Source organism: Pseudomonas sp. JS3066, assembly GCF_036328175.1.
Lineage (GTDB): Bacteria > Pseudomonadota > Gammaproteobacteria > Pseudomonadales > Pseudomonadaceae > Metapseudomonas.
In genome coordinates this window covers 1,490,703-1,504,856 of record NZ_CP143312.1, presented here as the reverse complement: position 1 = coordinate 1,504,856, position 14,154 = coordinate 1,490,703, and the positions used below count along the sequence as shown (strand labels likewise).

Below are 14,154 nucleotides of genomic sequence, written 5' to 3'. Positions count from 1 at the left end.
CTCATTTTTTTTCAAGCTGCCATGTACCGACTGCCCCTACGACCCGAAGTCCGTAGCTGGGCTTCTGCCCAGTTGAACGGTTTCAGCCAGATATTCCTCCAGCGCCACCCCGGTTGCGGCGCGCTGATACTGCTTGCCATCGCGGTGGGCGCTCCCAACTTGCTGGGCGGCGCCCTGCTCGGCGGAGCTGCTTCCTGGCTCACCGCAGTACGCCGCCGCTATGCCCCCGACGACATCGAGGCCGGGCTCTACGGCTACAACGGTGTGCTGCTTGGCCTGCTACTGAGTGCGCGCTTCGAACCCTCGCTCTACCTGGCGCTGCTGATCCTCTGCGCCAGCGGCTTGTCCAGCCTGCTGCTCAACGCCCTGCTCAAGGCAGTCCGCCAGCACAACTGGCTTCCCGCCTATACCGCACCCTTCGTCGGTCTCGGCTGGATACTGCTGGCCCTGGGAGGACCGCTGGAACTGACACCCACTACCACCGCTGGCACTACGCTGCATTCCGGGTGGATAGACACGCCTATGGCGATCATCCGGGGCATCGGCCAGGTGATTTTTCTCGACCAGCCAACAGCCGGCGCGCTGGTACTGGGAGCTCTTTTCCTAGCGGGATGGCGAGTGGGGCTCTGGGCGCTGCTGGGATCCAGTACTGCGCTGGTCCTGGCGCTTCTCCAGGGAATGCCGATGCAGGCGGTGCTGGTTGGACTGTTCAGCCTCAACGGAGCGCTGATCGCCCTTGCACTGGGCAAAGATCTGCGTCGCCCCTGGTGCGCACTGGCCGGCATCCTACTGGGCATTGCCCTTCAACCCGGTTTCGCCGCCCTTGGCCTGCCAGCCATGACCGCTCCCTTTATCCTTGCATGCTGGCTGGTGCTGGTGGCCAAGCGAATGATGGGGCTGGCACAACCTGCGCCGTCGCGAACCTTGTAGCTGGAACCTGGCTGGATGAGCCGGCCGCAAAAAGAAAAAGCCCGGCTTGTGGCCGGGCTTTTTCATTGGTTCTGAAACGCTTCAGGCGATCTTCGCCAGCAAGTCACGCGCTTCCTGTTTCTGCTGGTCGTCACCTTCACTGATGACCTCGTTGAGGATGCTGCAGGCCGCCTCGATATTGCCTTGTTTGATGTACGCAAGCGCCAGGTTCAGCTTGGTGAGGTTCTCCTGACGGGCATCCAGCATGTCCAGTTCTTCCAGGCTGACCATCGGATCGACGAACTCGGCCGTGAGCTCGTCCAGGTTCTCGGCCTGTGGCAGCTCTGGCAGCTCGCCGAAGGGGCTCAGGGTATCTGCGTCCAGGGTCAACTCGAAGACTTCCGGCAGCTCCTGGAGATTGGTCGGGAAGCCCAGGTCGTCTTCCACGGTCGCGAAGGCCTGGACCACAGTTGCCTTGCGCTTGGGCTCGGCCGTCTTGAACGGGCTGACCTGCTCCCAATCGGCATCCAGCGGATAGCCATCGAAATCGGATTGCGCGCTCTCGATGTGCGCGTTGCTGGCCTCGGCCAGAGCCGGAGCTGCTTCATCCAGTACGAACACCGGCTCGCTCGGAGCCACCGCACCCAAGTCTGCATAACGGGCACAAATAGCAGCCAGGCGCCCTGCATCGGCATGCAGGTCTCGCAGGGCAGCTTCTTCGAGGGTGAAGGCAACCGTGTCACGCAACTCGCCCAGCACTTCCAGCAGGCGGTAGCGCAGATCCAGGCGCTGGGGTTCCAGCGCAACGGCCGGACGCAGCACGGCCAGGGCTTCGCGCCAGCGGCCATAGGCGATATAGATGTTGGCGCCTTCCAGTGCATCGGGATTGAGCTTGGCAGCGGGCATCGCGACGACCATCGGCGATGCTGCAACGGCTGCGACCGGCACCAGTTTCGGCATTACCGGGGCAACTGGCTGTACCTCTTCGTGGCGATGCTGGAAGGCCACCTTGGCCTTTCCGGTGGTCTGGGCTTCTTCCAGCTCCTGCTCCTGGGCCTCGCGACGGGAGCGGCGCAGCAGCACCCAATCCAGAAGGAACAACAGCACCAGCCCGGACACCATGATCGCCCACCAGACTGGACTGATACCGGAACTGCCTGTTTGCACCGGCGCCAGCACAGTCCGTTCCGTGGCCTGGGCGGCAGGAATGATCGCAGGAGCGGGTACTGGCTGAGCTTGCGGAGCCTCACCTGCCACCGGGGCAGTAGTGATCTGCTGGACTTGCTGCTGCAGCGAGGTCATCTGCTGGTCGCTGCCGCTCAATTGCTGCTGCATAGCATCCAGCTTGGCCTGGAGTTCGGCGATGTGCTGGCGCAGTTCTGCGCGTTCGGCTTCGCCCTGGGCGATGCTGGAATCCACTCGTTGCTGGGCCTGGGTCAGTTCGTCCAGTGTCGATCCGGACGGAGCGGCGACCACCGGTTCCGGTGCCTGAGCCTGGTTCGGCACAGCGACCGGCGCTGCTGCAACAGGAACGCTGGCCTGCACAACGCTATCCGGCAGCAGCAAGGACTGGCCGGCATGCAGGCGATTAAGATCACCATCCGGGAATGCCTGAGGATTGAGGGAGTAGATGCCATCCAGCATTTGCTGTTGGCTCATGCCACTGCCCGCACTGAGGCGTTTGGAGATCGCCCAGAGACTGTCACCCCGTACAACCTTGTATTGCCTGCCTTGGGTGGCGGCGGGTGCTGGCTTGGGTTGTACCTTTGCGACCGGAGCAGTTGCGAAAACTGCCTCACGGACCGGTGTAACCGGTGCGGTGCTTGCAGTGTAGGCCGAACCGGGCGGATCCAGCAGCAGGGTGTATTCGCGCAGCAACTTGCCATTGGGGCGAGCCACTTCGACGATGAAATTCAGGTAGGGCTCGCGAACCGGCTGGTTGGAAACCACGCGGATGCGGCTGCCCGAGCCACGGATCACCGGGCTGAAGCGAAGGTCGTTGAGAAAGATGAAGCGGTCGACACCGGCACGCTCGAAGTCATCGGCCGAGGCCAGTCTGACTTTGATTTCGCTGTCGTTGAGATCGCCGACTTCGAGCAATTCGATTTCGGCATCCAGTGGCTGGTTCAGGGCGGAATGCAAGGTGATTTCGCCTAGCCCCAGTGCTGGCACCAGGCCTGAATAAAGTGCAGAGCCTGAAGCAAGTGTCAGCAGGAGCTTGTGAACCCTCGCCATACGTCCTCCCCGGTCACGCACATCCGCGAAATGCACCTCTGATGTCCCGCCCGGGCATCCTCGAAGTGACGCGAAAACTCGTTGACCTCAAACCACAATGATAGCGGGATGCTACTCCTTATCCATCCCACGCAACACCAGACATGACGGGCGTCCTGCTCCCTCACCCAGCATAATGGCAGCTGGCCACAAACTTATTCTGTAGCTTACTCCACTATAGGAAAGAATTCGCGAGGGTCTTGACAAAAATTTTATCGTGCGATTTGCACGCTCATACCCTTGCAGAGCGCACGCCCCAGGCAGGCACCACCGCCAACAGGAAGAGTAGCGCAACCAGCCAGAAGCTCTGTTCAAACGCCAGTGCCTCAGCCGCGGCATTCCCCCCCTCGGCAGCATGGCGCCACTCCAGGAAGAAGGTAAGCAGGTTGACCCCGAAGGCGCCACCCAGTTGGCGGACGAAGGTGATCGCGCCGGCGCCCAGCGCCAGCTCTTCTGCATTCAGGACATCCAACGCTCCCGTGCTCATGGCGGGCAGGAGCAACCCGAGGCCGAGGCGGCCGACACAGGCCCACCCGCACAGCTCCAGGAATGCAGCACCTTGCCCAGCCAGTCCCAAGGCAGCTGACGAAACCGCGAACACCAATAGGCCGAATACCAGCATGGAGGCTGCCGAGAGGCGGTCGCTGGCCCAGCCACCGACGAAAGACGCCAGCCCCAGCACCACGCCGGTTGGTAGCAGGAGCAGACCCGCCTTGCCGGCACTGTACCCTTCCACCGTCTGCAGGAAGAGAGGAATCAGGTAGGTGGAGCCGTACAACCCCAGCCCGAGCACCAGTGCGACCCAGCTTGCCTTGCGGAACGCGGCATGACGCCAAAGCTGCAATGGCAGCAGCGGCCGCTCGCAGGCACGACTGCGCCGCAGGAAGGCCACAGCGCATCCCAGGCCTAGAAGTCCTGGCACCCAGGCGCTAGGCGCCATCCAGCCGAAACGCTGAGCCTCGGCCAAGGCTCCAAGCAGGGCGAAGAGCGCAACGCTGAGCAAGATGAAGGCGCGGAGATCCACGCCAGGCGTATTGCGGTCGCGCACGCTGGGCATCAGCCACTGGGCCCCGAGTAAGGCCAACAGGCACAGCGGCAAGGGAAGCCAGAACACCGCCCCCCAGCCGAAGTGATCGATCAGATAGCCACCGACGGTTGGTCCGAGGGTTGGCGCCACCATGATGCCCAAGCCATAGATACCCAGCGCCAGGCCACGACCGCCTTCGGAGTAGACGCGAAAGATGAGTACCATCGCCAACGGCTGGATGATGCCGGCACAGGCGCCCATGACAATGCGCAGGGCAATCAGCTGCCAGGCCGCATCCGCAACCAGCGCCAGCAATGACGCTACGCTGAACAGACCAAGCCCGAGCTGCACGGTACGCCGCGCGCCCAGCCGAGACTGGCACCAGGCGGCCAGTAGCAAACCAGCCGTCATCGCGGCGAGGAACCCGGTTGAAAGCCATTGAGCCAGCGGCCGTCCGACGTTGAAGTCGAACATGATCGCCGGCAGTGCGACGTTGATGCTGGTGGAAGCGAGAATCATCGCCATGCTGCCGAGCATCAACAGGCCCAACAGCCATTGCGGATAGCGTGCGCCGAAGCGCTGGTGCAGCGCTTCCAGATCCTGCCCCATCAGAGGCGGTCCAGGTTCGCCAGAATCCGTGCGTGAACCTGCTGGCAATGGCGCAGCTCTTCATCGTCGATGCCGTCGAAGAGCTCCTGGCGCAATTGGCTGGAGATGGCTTCGATCTTCTCGATCAGGGGGCGGGCCGGTGGGCACAAGGCGATCTTCTTCGCCCGCCGGTCTTCGACGACGGCCATGCGCTGGATCAGGCCCTGGGCCTCAAGGCTGTCCAGCAGACGGGCCAGGGTCGGACCTTCGACGCCGACGCTCTTGGCCAGCTCGCGCTGGGTCGGGGACTCTTCAAAACGGGATAAGTGCAGCAGCACAAGCCAGCGCGCCTGGGATAGGCCCATGCCAGCCAGACGGCGGTCAAGTTCTGCGCGCCATGCGCGGGACATCTGCGCGAGCTGCATGGCGAAACGGTGTTGATCGGGGTAGGACATCGATTATGACTCGGACTTCTTATACTAATAATTAGCCAGCTAACCATAGCCGAAAGCCGCGAGCAAGCCCCCCGCCCCTACCACTTCACATACTGGTCCTCGACGAATCCCCACATTCTTTCGATCTGGACTGGCGCGCGCCCCGCCGGGCGCAGGGTGCCGCTGAAGCGACCGAAGACCTGCTTGAAATTGCTTGCAATGAAACCCAGATTCAAGCGCTCCTCGTGCAGCCCCTCGCCCTCGAAAGTCAGCTCGACCTGACCATCGTGAGAGGTCATGCCCCAGGTCCCTAGCGGCCGCTTGCGATCGAAGCTGAAGCGCACCGTATCGACCTTGAGCATTTCCCCGTCCAACCAGAAGCAATTCTCGGTGAAGCTGGTCTCGTTCACCCCACAGGAGAGGTTCAGACCGACCCGCACACCATTGGCCAGCCCGGACAGGCAGGCCCAGTTCCAATTGGTTTCCGGGCGCATGTAGCCCGCCGACCAGTCGTGATGGGCAAAGGCGCCGATCTGCGCAAGATCGAAGTTGCCCAGGGTGCTGCTCACCTGACCCTGGCAGCCGACACCCGCCACCTTCTGCGCATAGACCCAACCATTCGCAGCCGTCGGCGTGCAGATGCACATGGGCTGGAAGCCAGGCTCCCGTTCACTGAACCAGGCGTCGATGCGGGTGCCGTCGTCGAGCTCCACCAGCAGGCGCTTGTGTGCCGAATCCGCGCGGTTCTCCAGGCGCAGCAAGTTGCGTCCCTGGCGCAGTTCGCACACGCCGTCATCCGGCGTTTGGGAAAAGGTGGTCCCGAACCCCAGCGGCAACTTGAACTGCCGCTCGATCATGCGTCCGCTGGCCGGGTGGAAGAGATAGACGAAACCAACGCCCACCAGGCTCAGATTGGCTAGGGCACACCCGCCGATCAGCTCGTCGCTGAGCAACCCGAAGTACTGGAACTGGTGGAAGCGCCGCCATTTCGCCAGAGCCCCCAGGCGACGCCCCATGGGCGAGCGGAAGTCGAAATCGCGGTAGTTGATGAGGTCCGGTGCAGCGGAAAAGATGCCGTAGTGCGGTTGGCCGTCGGCCTGGATCAGCTTGTCCATGCGGATCGCTCGAAGCGGGAGGAGCGGCGATGCTAGCACCGGCCGCCGCGCCGGACAGTCACGACGCGCGCCATCGGAAGCGACTATCTATGCCACGACCCGATTACGGCCGAATGCCTTGCCCTCGTACAGTGCCCGATCGGCATACTCATACAGCTCGTAGAGCTTGCCTAATGGCATACCCGGCAGCGGATGAATGCAGGCCACGCCAATGGACATGGTCAGCACCGGCGCGGTAGGAGAGGCTTCATGCCGGATGGACTGACCCTCCAGGGCCGCACGCAGCTTTTCGGCGCAGCGACGCGCGTCCTGTTCGTCGATGTCGTAGAGCAGCACGGCGAATTCCTCTCCCCCCAGGCGCACCGCCATATCGAGCGGACGACGCGCGGTTTCTTCAAGTACGCGCGCCACCTGTTGCAGCACCTGGTCGCCAGCCTGGTGGCCGTAGCGATCGTTGTAGGCCTTGAAGTGATCGACGTCGCAGAGCAGCAGCGCCAACCCGTGCTGCTCCCGCTGGGCCTGCCGCCACAACCGTTCGAGCTGGCGATTGAAGCTACGGCGGTTGTACAGGCCGGTGAGGCTGTCGTGGTCGGCCAACACCCGCATCAGGCGGCTGATGAGAAAATGCTCGCGAGATTTGAACTCCAGCAGGTAGCAACCGACGGCGCCGGCCAGATTGCCGAACAGCAGGAACAGCAGATTGTTCACCAGTCTTGGCCAGGTCAACCCGGCCCAGAGCTCCAGCCCGACATAGGCCAGCAGTATCACCAGGGAAACCCCCAGCGCCTCCACGAGACGTAGCCCCACGAGGAAATAGGCCGCCATGCAAACCAGCAGCAAGCCCTCATAAGGAAAGGACGGATCGCTGCGATGGGCGATGGCCACCACCGCCGCCGCACCTATGCCAAGGGAGCCGATGCAGACCAGGCTGAGTGGCGCCAGCAGGTGGCGCTGGCGGCGCTGGAGCATCAGCACGCCGCAGACCAGAAGCAATCCCAGCACACCCAGGCGAACCGCCAGCATCCACCAGCGTTCCTCGCTGCTGATCAGGTAGAAATCGAGCACGGCGAACGCCAGCCAGATCAACAGTCCGACGCTGAGGGCAATGCGTTTGAGATCGAAATTCTCTTCGAGGAAATAGTCGCGATACTCGCGCTCCAATGAGCGCGTGAAGCGCAGATGCCGAAACCCCAGCTCGAGCTGATCGGCATAGGGATTGGGGCGAACGTCATTTAGCCAGGCAGTATTGCTGTAGGACACAACTACCTCTTCTGTCGGAGGCCTCTGACGCACATTAGCCGGTCGTGCACTGCGTCACAAGTTCGTCGTTTTGCACCGCCAGTTTTTCGGCGCACCGTGACCGGCCCCACGGTTCGCCTTGCCCGCTCGACTCAGTTCTCGAATTCCGCCTGCAAGGCTGCCCGCACGCAATGCAGCACGCCGTCGGGCACGCGACCGGCGAACACCTGTGCCACTTCCGCGACTGGCGGCAGCTCGCCCTCGCCGTCGAGGAAGGCGTCCTGGATCTCACCCAGCAGGTCCTCCGGCAGGTCCAGCGCCTGCTCCAGGCTCAATTGCTGGTTGCCGATGGTCTCTGCCAGCAGGCTGTAGACATTCTTTTCGCTGCAATTGAGTTGGCGGGCGATCTGCGCCGGGGTCATGCCCGCACGCGCCAGGCTCACCAGCTCATGCCGCAGGTCGGTGACAGCCCGCGGGGCTTCGGCGACACCGTTCAGCACTTCGAGGAAAGCCTCCCCGTAGCGCTCCAGCTTACGCGCGCCAACGCCGCTGACCTGTGCCATGTCGGACAGGCTGCGCGGCTTGCTGCGGAGCATTTCCAGCAGGGTCGCATCAGGGAAGATGACGTAGGGCGGCACACTGTGCTCTTCCGCCAGCTTGCGACGCAGCGCACGCAGGGCTTCCCACTGCTCGCGCTCTTCGCCACGCACCAGTTGGCTGGCGGCACTGGCAGCCGGCTTGGGAGCTTTGGTCGACAGGTCGCGGCGCAGTTCCAGTTGCACTTCACCCCGCAGCAGCGGGCGGCATGCCTCGGTCAGACGCAAGCCACCGAAGCCCTCCAGATCCACATCCGCCAAACCACGGGCGACCAACTGACGGTAAAGGGTGCGCCATTCGCCTTCGGAGAGGTTCTTGCCCATGCCGAACACGGACAGATGCTGATGGCCGGAGGAGCGCACTTTCTCGTTGTCACGCCCCAGCAACAGGTCCACCAGGTGGCCGACGCCATAGCGCTGGCCGCTGCGGTGAATGGCCGACAGGGCCATGCGTGCCGGCTCGGTAGCATCCCAGGTCTGTACGCCGTCCGTGCAGATGTCGCAGTGGCCGCAGGGCTGTGGCAGCACTTCATCGAAGTAGGTCAGCAGCGCCTGGCGGCGGCAGCGGGTTTCCTCGCACAGGGACAGCATGGCATCCAGCTTGTGCTGCTCGATGCGCTTGTGACGTTCGTCGCCCTCGGAGTTGCTCAGCATCTGCTTGAGCAACAGCACGTCCTGCAGGCCATAAGCCATCCAGGCGTCAGCCGGCAGGCCATCGCGACCGGCGCGGCCGGTTTCCTGGTAATAGGCCTCCAGGGACTTGGGCAGGTCCAGGTGGGCGACGAAACGCACGTTGGGTTTGTCGATGCCCATGCCGAAGGCGATGGTGGCGACCATGATCAGCCCTTCCTCATTGAGGAAGCGTTTCTGATGATAAGCCCGCAGGTCGTTGGACAGCCCCGCGTGATAAGGAAGCGCAGGGAAGCCCTGCTCGGAGAGGAAGGAGGCCACTTCCTCCACCTTCTTGCGCGACATGCAGTAGACGATGCCGGCATCGCCGCGACGTTCGGCGAGGAATCCCAGCAACTGCTTGCGCGGCTGATCCTTGGCGACGATGCGATAGAAGATGTTCGGCCGGTCGAAGCTGGAGAGAAAACGCTCGGCGTTCTGCAGGTGCAGCCGCTGGACCATCTCCTCACGGGTACGCATGTCGGCCGTCGCGGTCAGCGCCATGCGCGGGACATTGGGGAAGAGTTCGGCCAACTGGCCCAGTTGCAGGTATTCCGGACGGAAGTCATGCCCCCACTGGGACACGCAGTGAGCTTCGTCGATGGCGAACAGGCCGATCTGCAGGCGCTGCAGGAACGCCAGCATGCGCGGCTGCACCAGGCGCTCGGGGGCGAGATAGAGCAGCTTGATCTCGCCGCGGCGAATACGCTCGGCAATATCCCGCTGGGCCTCGGCCGACAACATGGAGTTCAGCGCCACGGCCGGCACGCCCAGTTCGTCGAGGGTGGCGACCTGGTCCTCCATCAGCGCGATGAGCGGCGACACCACCACCGTCAGGCCTTCGCGCAGCAGTGCCGGCACCTGGAAGCAGAGCGACTTGCCACCGCCGGTCGGCATCAGCACCAGGGCATCGCCACCCGAGGCCACACGTTCGATGATCGCGGCCTGGTTGCCGCGGAATGCGTCGTAGCCGAATACGTCTTTGAGTATGCGCAGTGCCTGGTCGAGCATGGGGGTCTCCGGAACAAGCCGCGCATTATACGTCAGCCACGCCGGCAAGATGGCCACGCCCATCGCCCACGCCTTTTGCCGCCAACCTCGCACTAGACTAGAATCCAGCGTCGTTTATTCCTCAAGGTAGTCCCACGATGTCCTTCGCTGAGCAACTGTCCCGCCTGCAAGCTTTTCTCGACGCCGATGACCTGCACGAGGAGGCTCTGGACTATGTGGCCACCCATGGCTACCTGACCGCCCTGTGTATCTGCCCGGACCAGGTGCCCGAGCGCGAGTGGATCGACGCCCTGTTCGCCGAGCCGCCGCACTACCGCAGCGACGCCGAGCGCGAAGAGATCGAATCCACCCTGCTGGCCCTCAAGGCCCACATCGCCCGTCAACTGGCCAGCGATGAAGACCCCGAGATGCCCTGCGACCTGGACCTGGGCGAGGACCCGGACGACTCCGACCTGCGCGGCTGGTGCATCGGCTTCATGGAAGGCGTGTTCCTGCGCGAGGAAACCTGGTTCGAAAGCGCCGAGGAAGAAGTCAGCGAACTGCTGCTGCCGATCATGGTGGGTTCCGGCCTGTTCGACGAGCAGCCCGAATTTGCCGACATCGCCAAGGATCGCGACCTGGTGGACGAGATGATCGAGCAGATTCCTGAACTGCTGACCGCCCTGTTCCTGCTCTGCAACGCCCCGGAAGAAAAGCCTGCCCTGCTCAAGCCCCGCCACCACTAAGGCCGCGCGGATGGCGCATAGCGATATCCAGCAGCAGCGCCACCCGGCGCTGCGCATGATCCTCCTGATCATCGGCTGGCTCAGCGTCGTCCTGGGCGTGATCGGCATCTTCCTGCCCGTACTGCCCACTACGCCTTTCCTGCTGCTCGCCGCTGCCTGCTTTGTACGCAGCTCGCGGCGGTTTTACCTCTGGCTCGTGGAACACCCGAAGCTCGGCCCCTGGATACGCGACTACCTGGAAGGCCAGGGCATACCCCTCAAGGGCAAGGTCTATGCCCTGCTTCTGATGTGGGTCAGCATCACCCTCTCCTGCCTCCTCGTGCCCCTGCCCTGGGCGCGCGGCTTCATGCTCACCAGCGCAGTGCTGGTGAGCATCTACATCCTTCGCCAGAAAACCCTGCGCAGCCACTGACACCAGCCCCGGCAAATCATCGATTCCCGCCTAGACTCTGAGCATCCTGGGCGGAGAGACGGCTGATGCGGCAACGGTGGGCGGCAATCGGACTGCGGCACCCCTCGTGGCTGGCATGGCAAGGCAGCTGCCTGCTCGTTGGCCTGCTGCTCTGCCTGGCCAGCGTGCTGGCCAACTGGGACTTCGAGCTGATCCTGCAGAACGCCACCAAACGCTATGGCGACCTGGGCCCGGCGAAAGCCCGCATCGTCGCCTGGAGCGAGCTGATCCAGGCCAGCGTCGACTTGCCCGAGGCCGAGAAGCTCACGGCCACGAACCGCTTCTTCAACCGCCAGCTCCGCTTCAGCGACGACATCCGCACCTGGCGCGAGAACGACTACTGGGCCACCCCTGTCGAGGCGCTGGTCAAGGGTGCCGGCGACTGTGAGGACTACTCCATCGCCAAGTACTTCACCCTGCGCCGCCTCGGCATACCCGCCGAAAAGTTACGCATCACCTACGTCAAGGCATTGCGCCAAAACCAGGCGCACATGGTGCTGACCTATTACAAGACCCCCACCGCCGATCCCCTGGTACTGGACAACCTGATCGGCGAGATACGTCCAGCGTCCCAGCGCACCGACCTGCTGCCGGTGTACGCCTTCAACGCCGAAGGCCTCTACACCGGAGCCAAGCGTGCCGGCGACACCAAGAAACTGTCGCGCTGGCAGGACCTGCTGAAAAAAATGAGAGCCGAAGGCTTCGCCATAGGAGAGGGTTAGCCCATGTCGTTACTCAAGCAACTGTTCCTGGCCATCTGCCTGCTGCTGGCACTGGCCTTCGCCGGCAGTTTCCTCGCGGGAGTCGAAAGCTCCCGCGAACAGCTGCTCAGCCAGTTGCGCTCCCATGCCCAGGACGCTGCCACCGCGCTCGGCCTGTCGATGACGCCCCATGTAGACGATCCGGCGATGATCGAGCTGATGGTCAGTTCGATTTTCGATAGCGGCTACTTCGCCAGCATTCGCGTGGTGCGTATTCCCGATGGAGGTGTGATCGCCGAGCGCCGTACCACCACCAGCAGCGATCAGGTACCCAACTGGTTCGCCCATCTGGTCAACCTGCGACCGCAGGGTGGCGACGCGCTGATCATGCGTGGCTGGCAGCAGGCGGCGCGGGTCGAAGTGCTGAGCCACCCGCAATTCGCCCTGGCCAAACTCTGGGACAGCGCCATTGGCAGCCTGGCCTGGCTGCTGCTCTGCGGCCTGGTCAGCGCATTGGCCGGTGGCTGGCTGCTGCGCACCCAGTTGCGGCCGCTGGACAACATGGTGCAGCAGGCCGAAGCCATCAGCCGTCGCGAATTCCTCGCCCTGCCCAAGGTGCCCCGTACGCCGGAACTGCGCCGCGTAGTGCTGGCGATGAACCAGATGGTGGACAAGCTGCGCAACCTTTTCGCCGAAGAAGCCGCGCGCAGTGAACGCCTTCGCGAAGAAGCCTATCAGGACAGCCTCACGGGCCTGGCCAACCGTCGGCAGTTCGATATCCGCCTGGCCAACCAACTGGTCCCCAATGACCAGAACGCCGCTGGCTACCTGCTATTGCTGCGGGTCAACGACCTTGGTGGGCTCAACCAGCGCCTCGGTGGCCAGCGTACTGACGCGCTTATCCGCGATGTCGGGGAAATCCTCGAGAACCTGGTGCAACAGCGAGGCAATCCGGAATGGCTGGCCTCGCGCAGCCGGGGCGGCGAATTCGCCCTGCTCTCTCCCGGCGTCACCGGCGAAGACACCGAGCAACTGGCCGCAACACTCGCCGCCCAGCTGGAAAACCTGCATGCGATCGGCGCCAGTGACCGCAGCCCGGTCGCCCTGCTCGGCATCGCCGCCTACCGGCCGGGAGAAGACATCCAGCGCGTCATGGGCCGCGCCGACCAGGCCCTGGCCCAGGCAGCGCAGAGCACGGAACGCCCCTGGGTGCGCCTGGACGATTTCGACGTCGCGCCGGGACAGAGCCTTCACGACTGGCGGGCGTGGATCGACGAGGCGCTGAACAAGGGCAAGCTGCGCCTCTACTTCCAACCCGTGAGCCTGTGCGCCAATACCGCTGAAAGCCTGCACCACAAAGTGCTGGCGCGACTGCTCGACCCTCAGGGTGAAGCGGTGCCCGCAGGTCGTTTCCTGCCCTGGATCGAACGCCTCGGCTGGGCCGCGCGCTTCGACCTGGCGATGCTGGAGCATTGCCTGGCACACCTTCAGCAAACGCAATCGCCCATCGCCCTGAGCCTGTCCGCTGTCAGCCTGCAGCCGGGAGAACACCGCGAACGCCTGCTCGCCTTGCTCAAGGCCCACCCACAACAGGCGACACTGCTCACCCTGGAGCTGGACGAACGCCACCTACCACCGGCCAACGAACTCGGCCAGGTCTGCCAGGCGATCCGTGAAACCGGCTACAGCGTCGGTCTGCAGCATTTCGGCGGACGCTTCAGCCTGATCGGCAACCTCGCCCACCTGGGCCTGGCTTACCTGAAGATCGACGGCACCTACATTCGCGCCATCGATCAGGAAAGCGACAAGCGCCTGTTCATCGAAGCCCTGTTCCGCGCCACCAACAGCATCGACCTGCCGCTGATAGCGGAGATGGTGGAAACGCAGGGCGAACTGGATGTGCTGCGGGAACTGGGAATCCAGGGCGCCATGGGCCGCCTGATCGGCGCACCGGCTCCATGGCATGAGTGAGTGGGTGTTTCTGTAGGAGCGAGCTTGCTCGCGAAAGATCGCGCTCGGACTGTTCGCGAGCAAGCTCGCTCCTACAAATTCGGCGGCGACCGCTCAATACGGCAATAGCGAATCGTCCGGCACCAGCGCCCCCAGATCCACCACCTGCGAACGGGCGTATGCACGTTGCTGGAGTTTGCGACGCGCGGCTTCGGGCAAGTCGATATAACTCATCACGCCGCGGGTCACCAGCACCTGCACAAGGTCCTCGACCACCCGTACCAGTTCCAGGTCGGAGTGCTGCAAGGACAGCAGATGGTCGTGCAGGCTGCGGCTGGCGAACCAGCTCTGCACTTCCGGATCGTTCGCCGGCATGCTCTGGGTCATGTTGTCGAAGGGTTCGTGCTCCACCCGCAGCACCCGACCCTTCTCATCACGCTGTACGAAAACCATAGGTCCCTCCCC

12 protein-coding genes are annotated in these 14,154 nt (G+C 63.5%); 5 read left to right on the top strand and 7 right to left on the bottom strand.

Annotated elements, in window-relative coordinates; genetic code table 11:
- Positions 1 to 21: 21 nt before the first annotated feature.
- Entirely contained in the window at positions 22 to 930 is a 909-nt protein-coding gene (locus SA496_RS07100) for an urea transporter (RefSeq protein ID WP_120651873.1), read from the top strand.
- Positions 931 to 1,011: 81 nt separating this feature from the next.
- Here SA496_RS07100 and SA496_RS07095 read toward each other — a convergent pair whose 3' ends face one another.
- From SA496_RS07095 to recQ, 6 genes are all read right to left on the bottom strand, one after another.
- On the bottom strand, positions 1,012 to 3,144 hold the full coding sequence (locus SA496_RS07095) for a FimV/HubP family polar landmark protein (RefSeq protein ID WP_442965074.1): 2,133 nt from the start codon (positions 3,142 to 3,144) through the stop codon (positions 1,012 to 1,014).
- A gap of 271 nt (positions 3,145 to 3,415) precedes the next feature.
- Entirely contained in the window at positions 3,416 to 4,819 is a 1,404-nt protein-coding gene (locus SA496_RS07090) for a DHA2 family efflux MFS transporter permease subunit (protein WP_120651875.1), read from the bottom strand.
- Positions 4,819 to 5,253, bottom strand: a complete 435-nt coding sequence (locus SA496_RS07085; protein WP_120651876.1) for a MarR family transcriptional regulator — start codon at positions 5,251 to 5,253, stop codon at positions 4,819 to 4,821. The genes SA496_RS07090 and SA496_RS07085 overlap by 1 nt, the downstream gene beginning before the upstream one ends.
- Before the next feature lie 77 nt (positions 5,254 to 5,330).
- A complete protein-coding gene (locus SA496_RS07080; protein WP_330115204.1) occupies positions 5,331 to 6,347 on the bottom strand; it encodes a DUF2804 domain-containing protein in 1,017 nt (338 codons plus the stop codon).
- Positions 6,348 to 6,434: 87 nt separating this feature from the next.
- A complete protein-coding gene (locus tag SA496_RS07075; protein ID WP_330115203.1) occupies positions 6,435 to 7,607 on the bottom strand; it encodes a GGDEF domain-containing protein in 1,173 nt (390 codons plus the stop codon).
- 131 nt (positions 7,608 to 7,738) lie between these two features.
- Positions 7,739 to 9,862: a DNA helicase RecQ gene (recQ, locus tag SA496_RS07070; RefSeq protein WP_120651879.1), complete on the bottom strand. Its 2,124-nt coding sequence runs from the start codon at positions 9,860 to 9,862 to the stop codon at positions 7,739 to 7,741.
- A gap of 137 nt (positions 9,863 to 9,999) precedes the next feature.
- Between recQ and SA496_RS07065 the strand changes: the two genes are divergently transcribed.
- The 4 genes from SA496_RS07065 to lapD all read left to right on the top strand — a co-directional run bounded on the left by SA496_RS07065 (position 10,000) and on the right by lapD (position 13,710).
- A complete protein-coding gene (locus SA496_RS07065) occupies positions 10,000 to 10,587 on the top strand; it encodes a UPF0149 family protein (RefSeq protein WP_120651880.1) in 588 nt (195 codons plus the stop codon).
- Between the two features lie 10 nt (positions 10,588 to 10,597).
- Entirely contained in the window at positions 10,598 to 10,999 is a 402-nt protein-coding gene (locus SA496_RS07060; RefSeq protein WP_120651881.1) for a YbaN family protein, read from the top strand.
- A gap of 65 nt (positions 11,000 to 11,064) precedes the next feature.
- Positions 11,065 to 11,760, top strand: a complete 696-nt coding sequence (gene lapG / locus SA496_RS07055; RefSeq protein WP_256660985.1) for a cysteine protease LapG — start codon at positions 11,065 to 11,067, stop codon at positions 11,758 to 11,760.
- Between the two features lie 3 nt (positions 11,761 to 11,763).
- The gene (gene lapD / locus SA496_RS07050) at positions 11,764 to 13,710 is read left to right on the top strand and encodes a cyclic di-GMP receptor LapD (RefSeq protein WP_153917103.1); all 1,947 of its coding nucleotides are present in this window, start codon (positions 11,764 to 11,766) and stop codon (positions 13,708 to 13,710) included.
- Between the two features lie 93 nt (positions 13,711 to 13,803).
- On the opposite strand, the gene SA496_RS07045 is transcribed toward lapD, so the two are convergent.
- Positions 13,804 to 14,142, bottom strand: a complete 339-nt coding sequence (locus tag SA496_RS07045; RefSeq protein WP_120651883.1) for a tryptophan synthase subunit beta — start codon at positions 14,140 to 14,142, stop codon at positions 13,804 to 13,806.
- Positions 14,143 to 14,154: the final 12 nt, after the last annotated feature.

Excerpts from the sequence above, each read along its gene's own strand:
- SA496_RS07100 (WP_120651873.1), top strand. The coding sequence starts at position 22 with ATGTACCGACTGCCCCTACGACCCGAAGTCCGTAGCTGGGCTTCTGCC.
- SA496_RS07095 (WP_442965074.1), bottom strand. The coding sequence starts at position 3,144 with ATGGCGAGGGTTCACAAGCTCCTGCTGACACTTGCTTCAGGCTCTGCA.
- SA496_RS07090 (WP_120651875.1), bottom strand. The coding sequence starts at position 4,819 with ATGGGGCAGGATCTGGAAGCGCTGCACCAGCGCTTCGGCGCACGCTAT.
- SA496_RS07085 (WP_120651876.1), bottom strand. The coding sequence starts at position 5,253 with ATGTCCTACCCCGATCAACACCGTTTCGCCATGCAGCTCGCGCAGATG.
- SA496_RS07080 (WP_330115204.1), bottom strand. The coding sequence starts at position 6,347 with ATGGACAAGCTGATCCAGGCCGACGGCCAACCGCACTACGGCATCTTT.
- recQ (WP_120651879.1), bottom strand. The coding sequence starts at position 9,862 with ATGCTCGACCAGGCACTGCGCATACTCAAAGACGTATTCGGCTACGAC.
- SA496_RS07065 (WP_120651880.1), top strand. The coding sequence starts at position 10,000 with ATGTCCTTCGCTGAGCAACTGTCCCGCCTGCAAGCTTTTCTCGACGCC.
- SA496_RS07060 (WP_120651881.1), top strand. The coding sequence starts at position 10,598 with ATGGCGCATAGCGATATCCAGCAGCAGCGCCACCCGGCGCTGCGCATG.
- lapG (WP_256660985.1), top strand. The coding sequence starts at position 11,065 with ATGCGGCAACGGTGGGCGGCAATCGGACTGCGGCACCCCTCGTGGCTG.
- lapD (WP_153917103.1), top strand. The coding sequence starts at position 11,764 with ATGTCGTTACTCAAGCAACTGTTCCTGGCCATCTGCCTGCTGCTGGCA.
- SA496_RS07045 (WP_120651883.1), bottom strand. The coding sequence starts at position 14,142 with ATGGTTTTCGTACAGCGTGATGAGAAGGGTCGGGTGCTGCGGGTGGAG.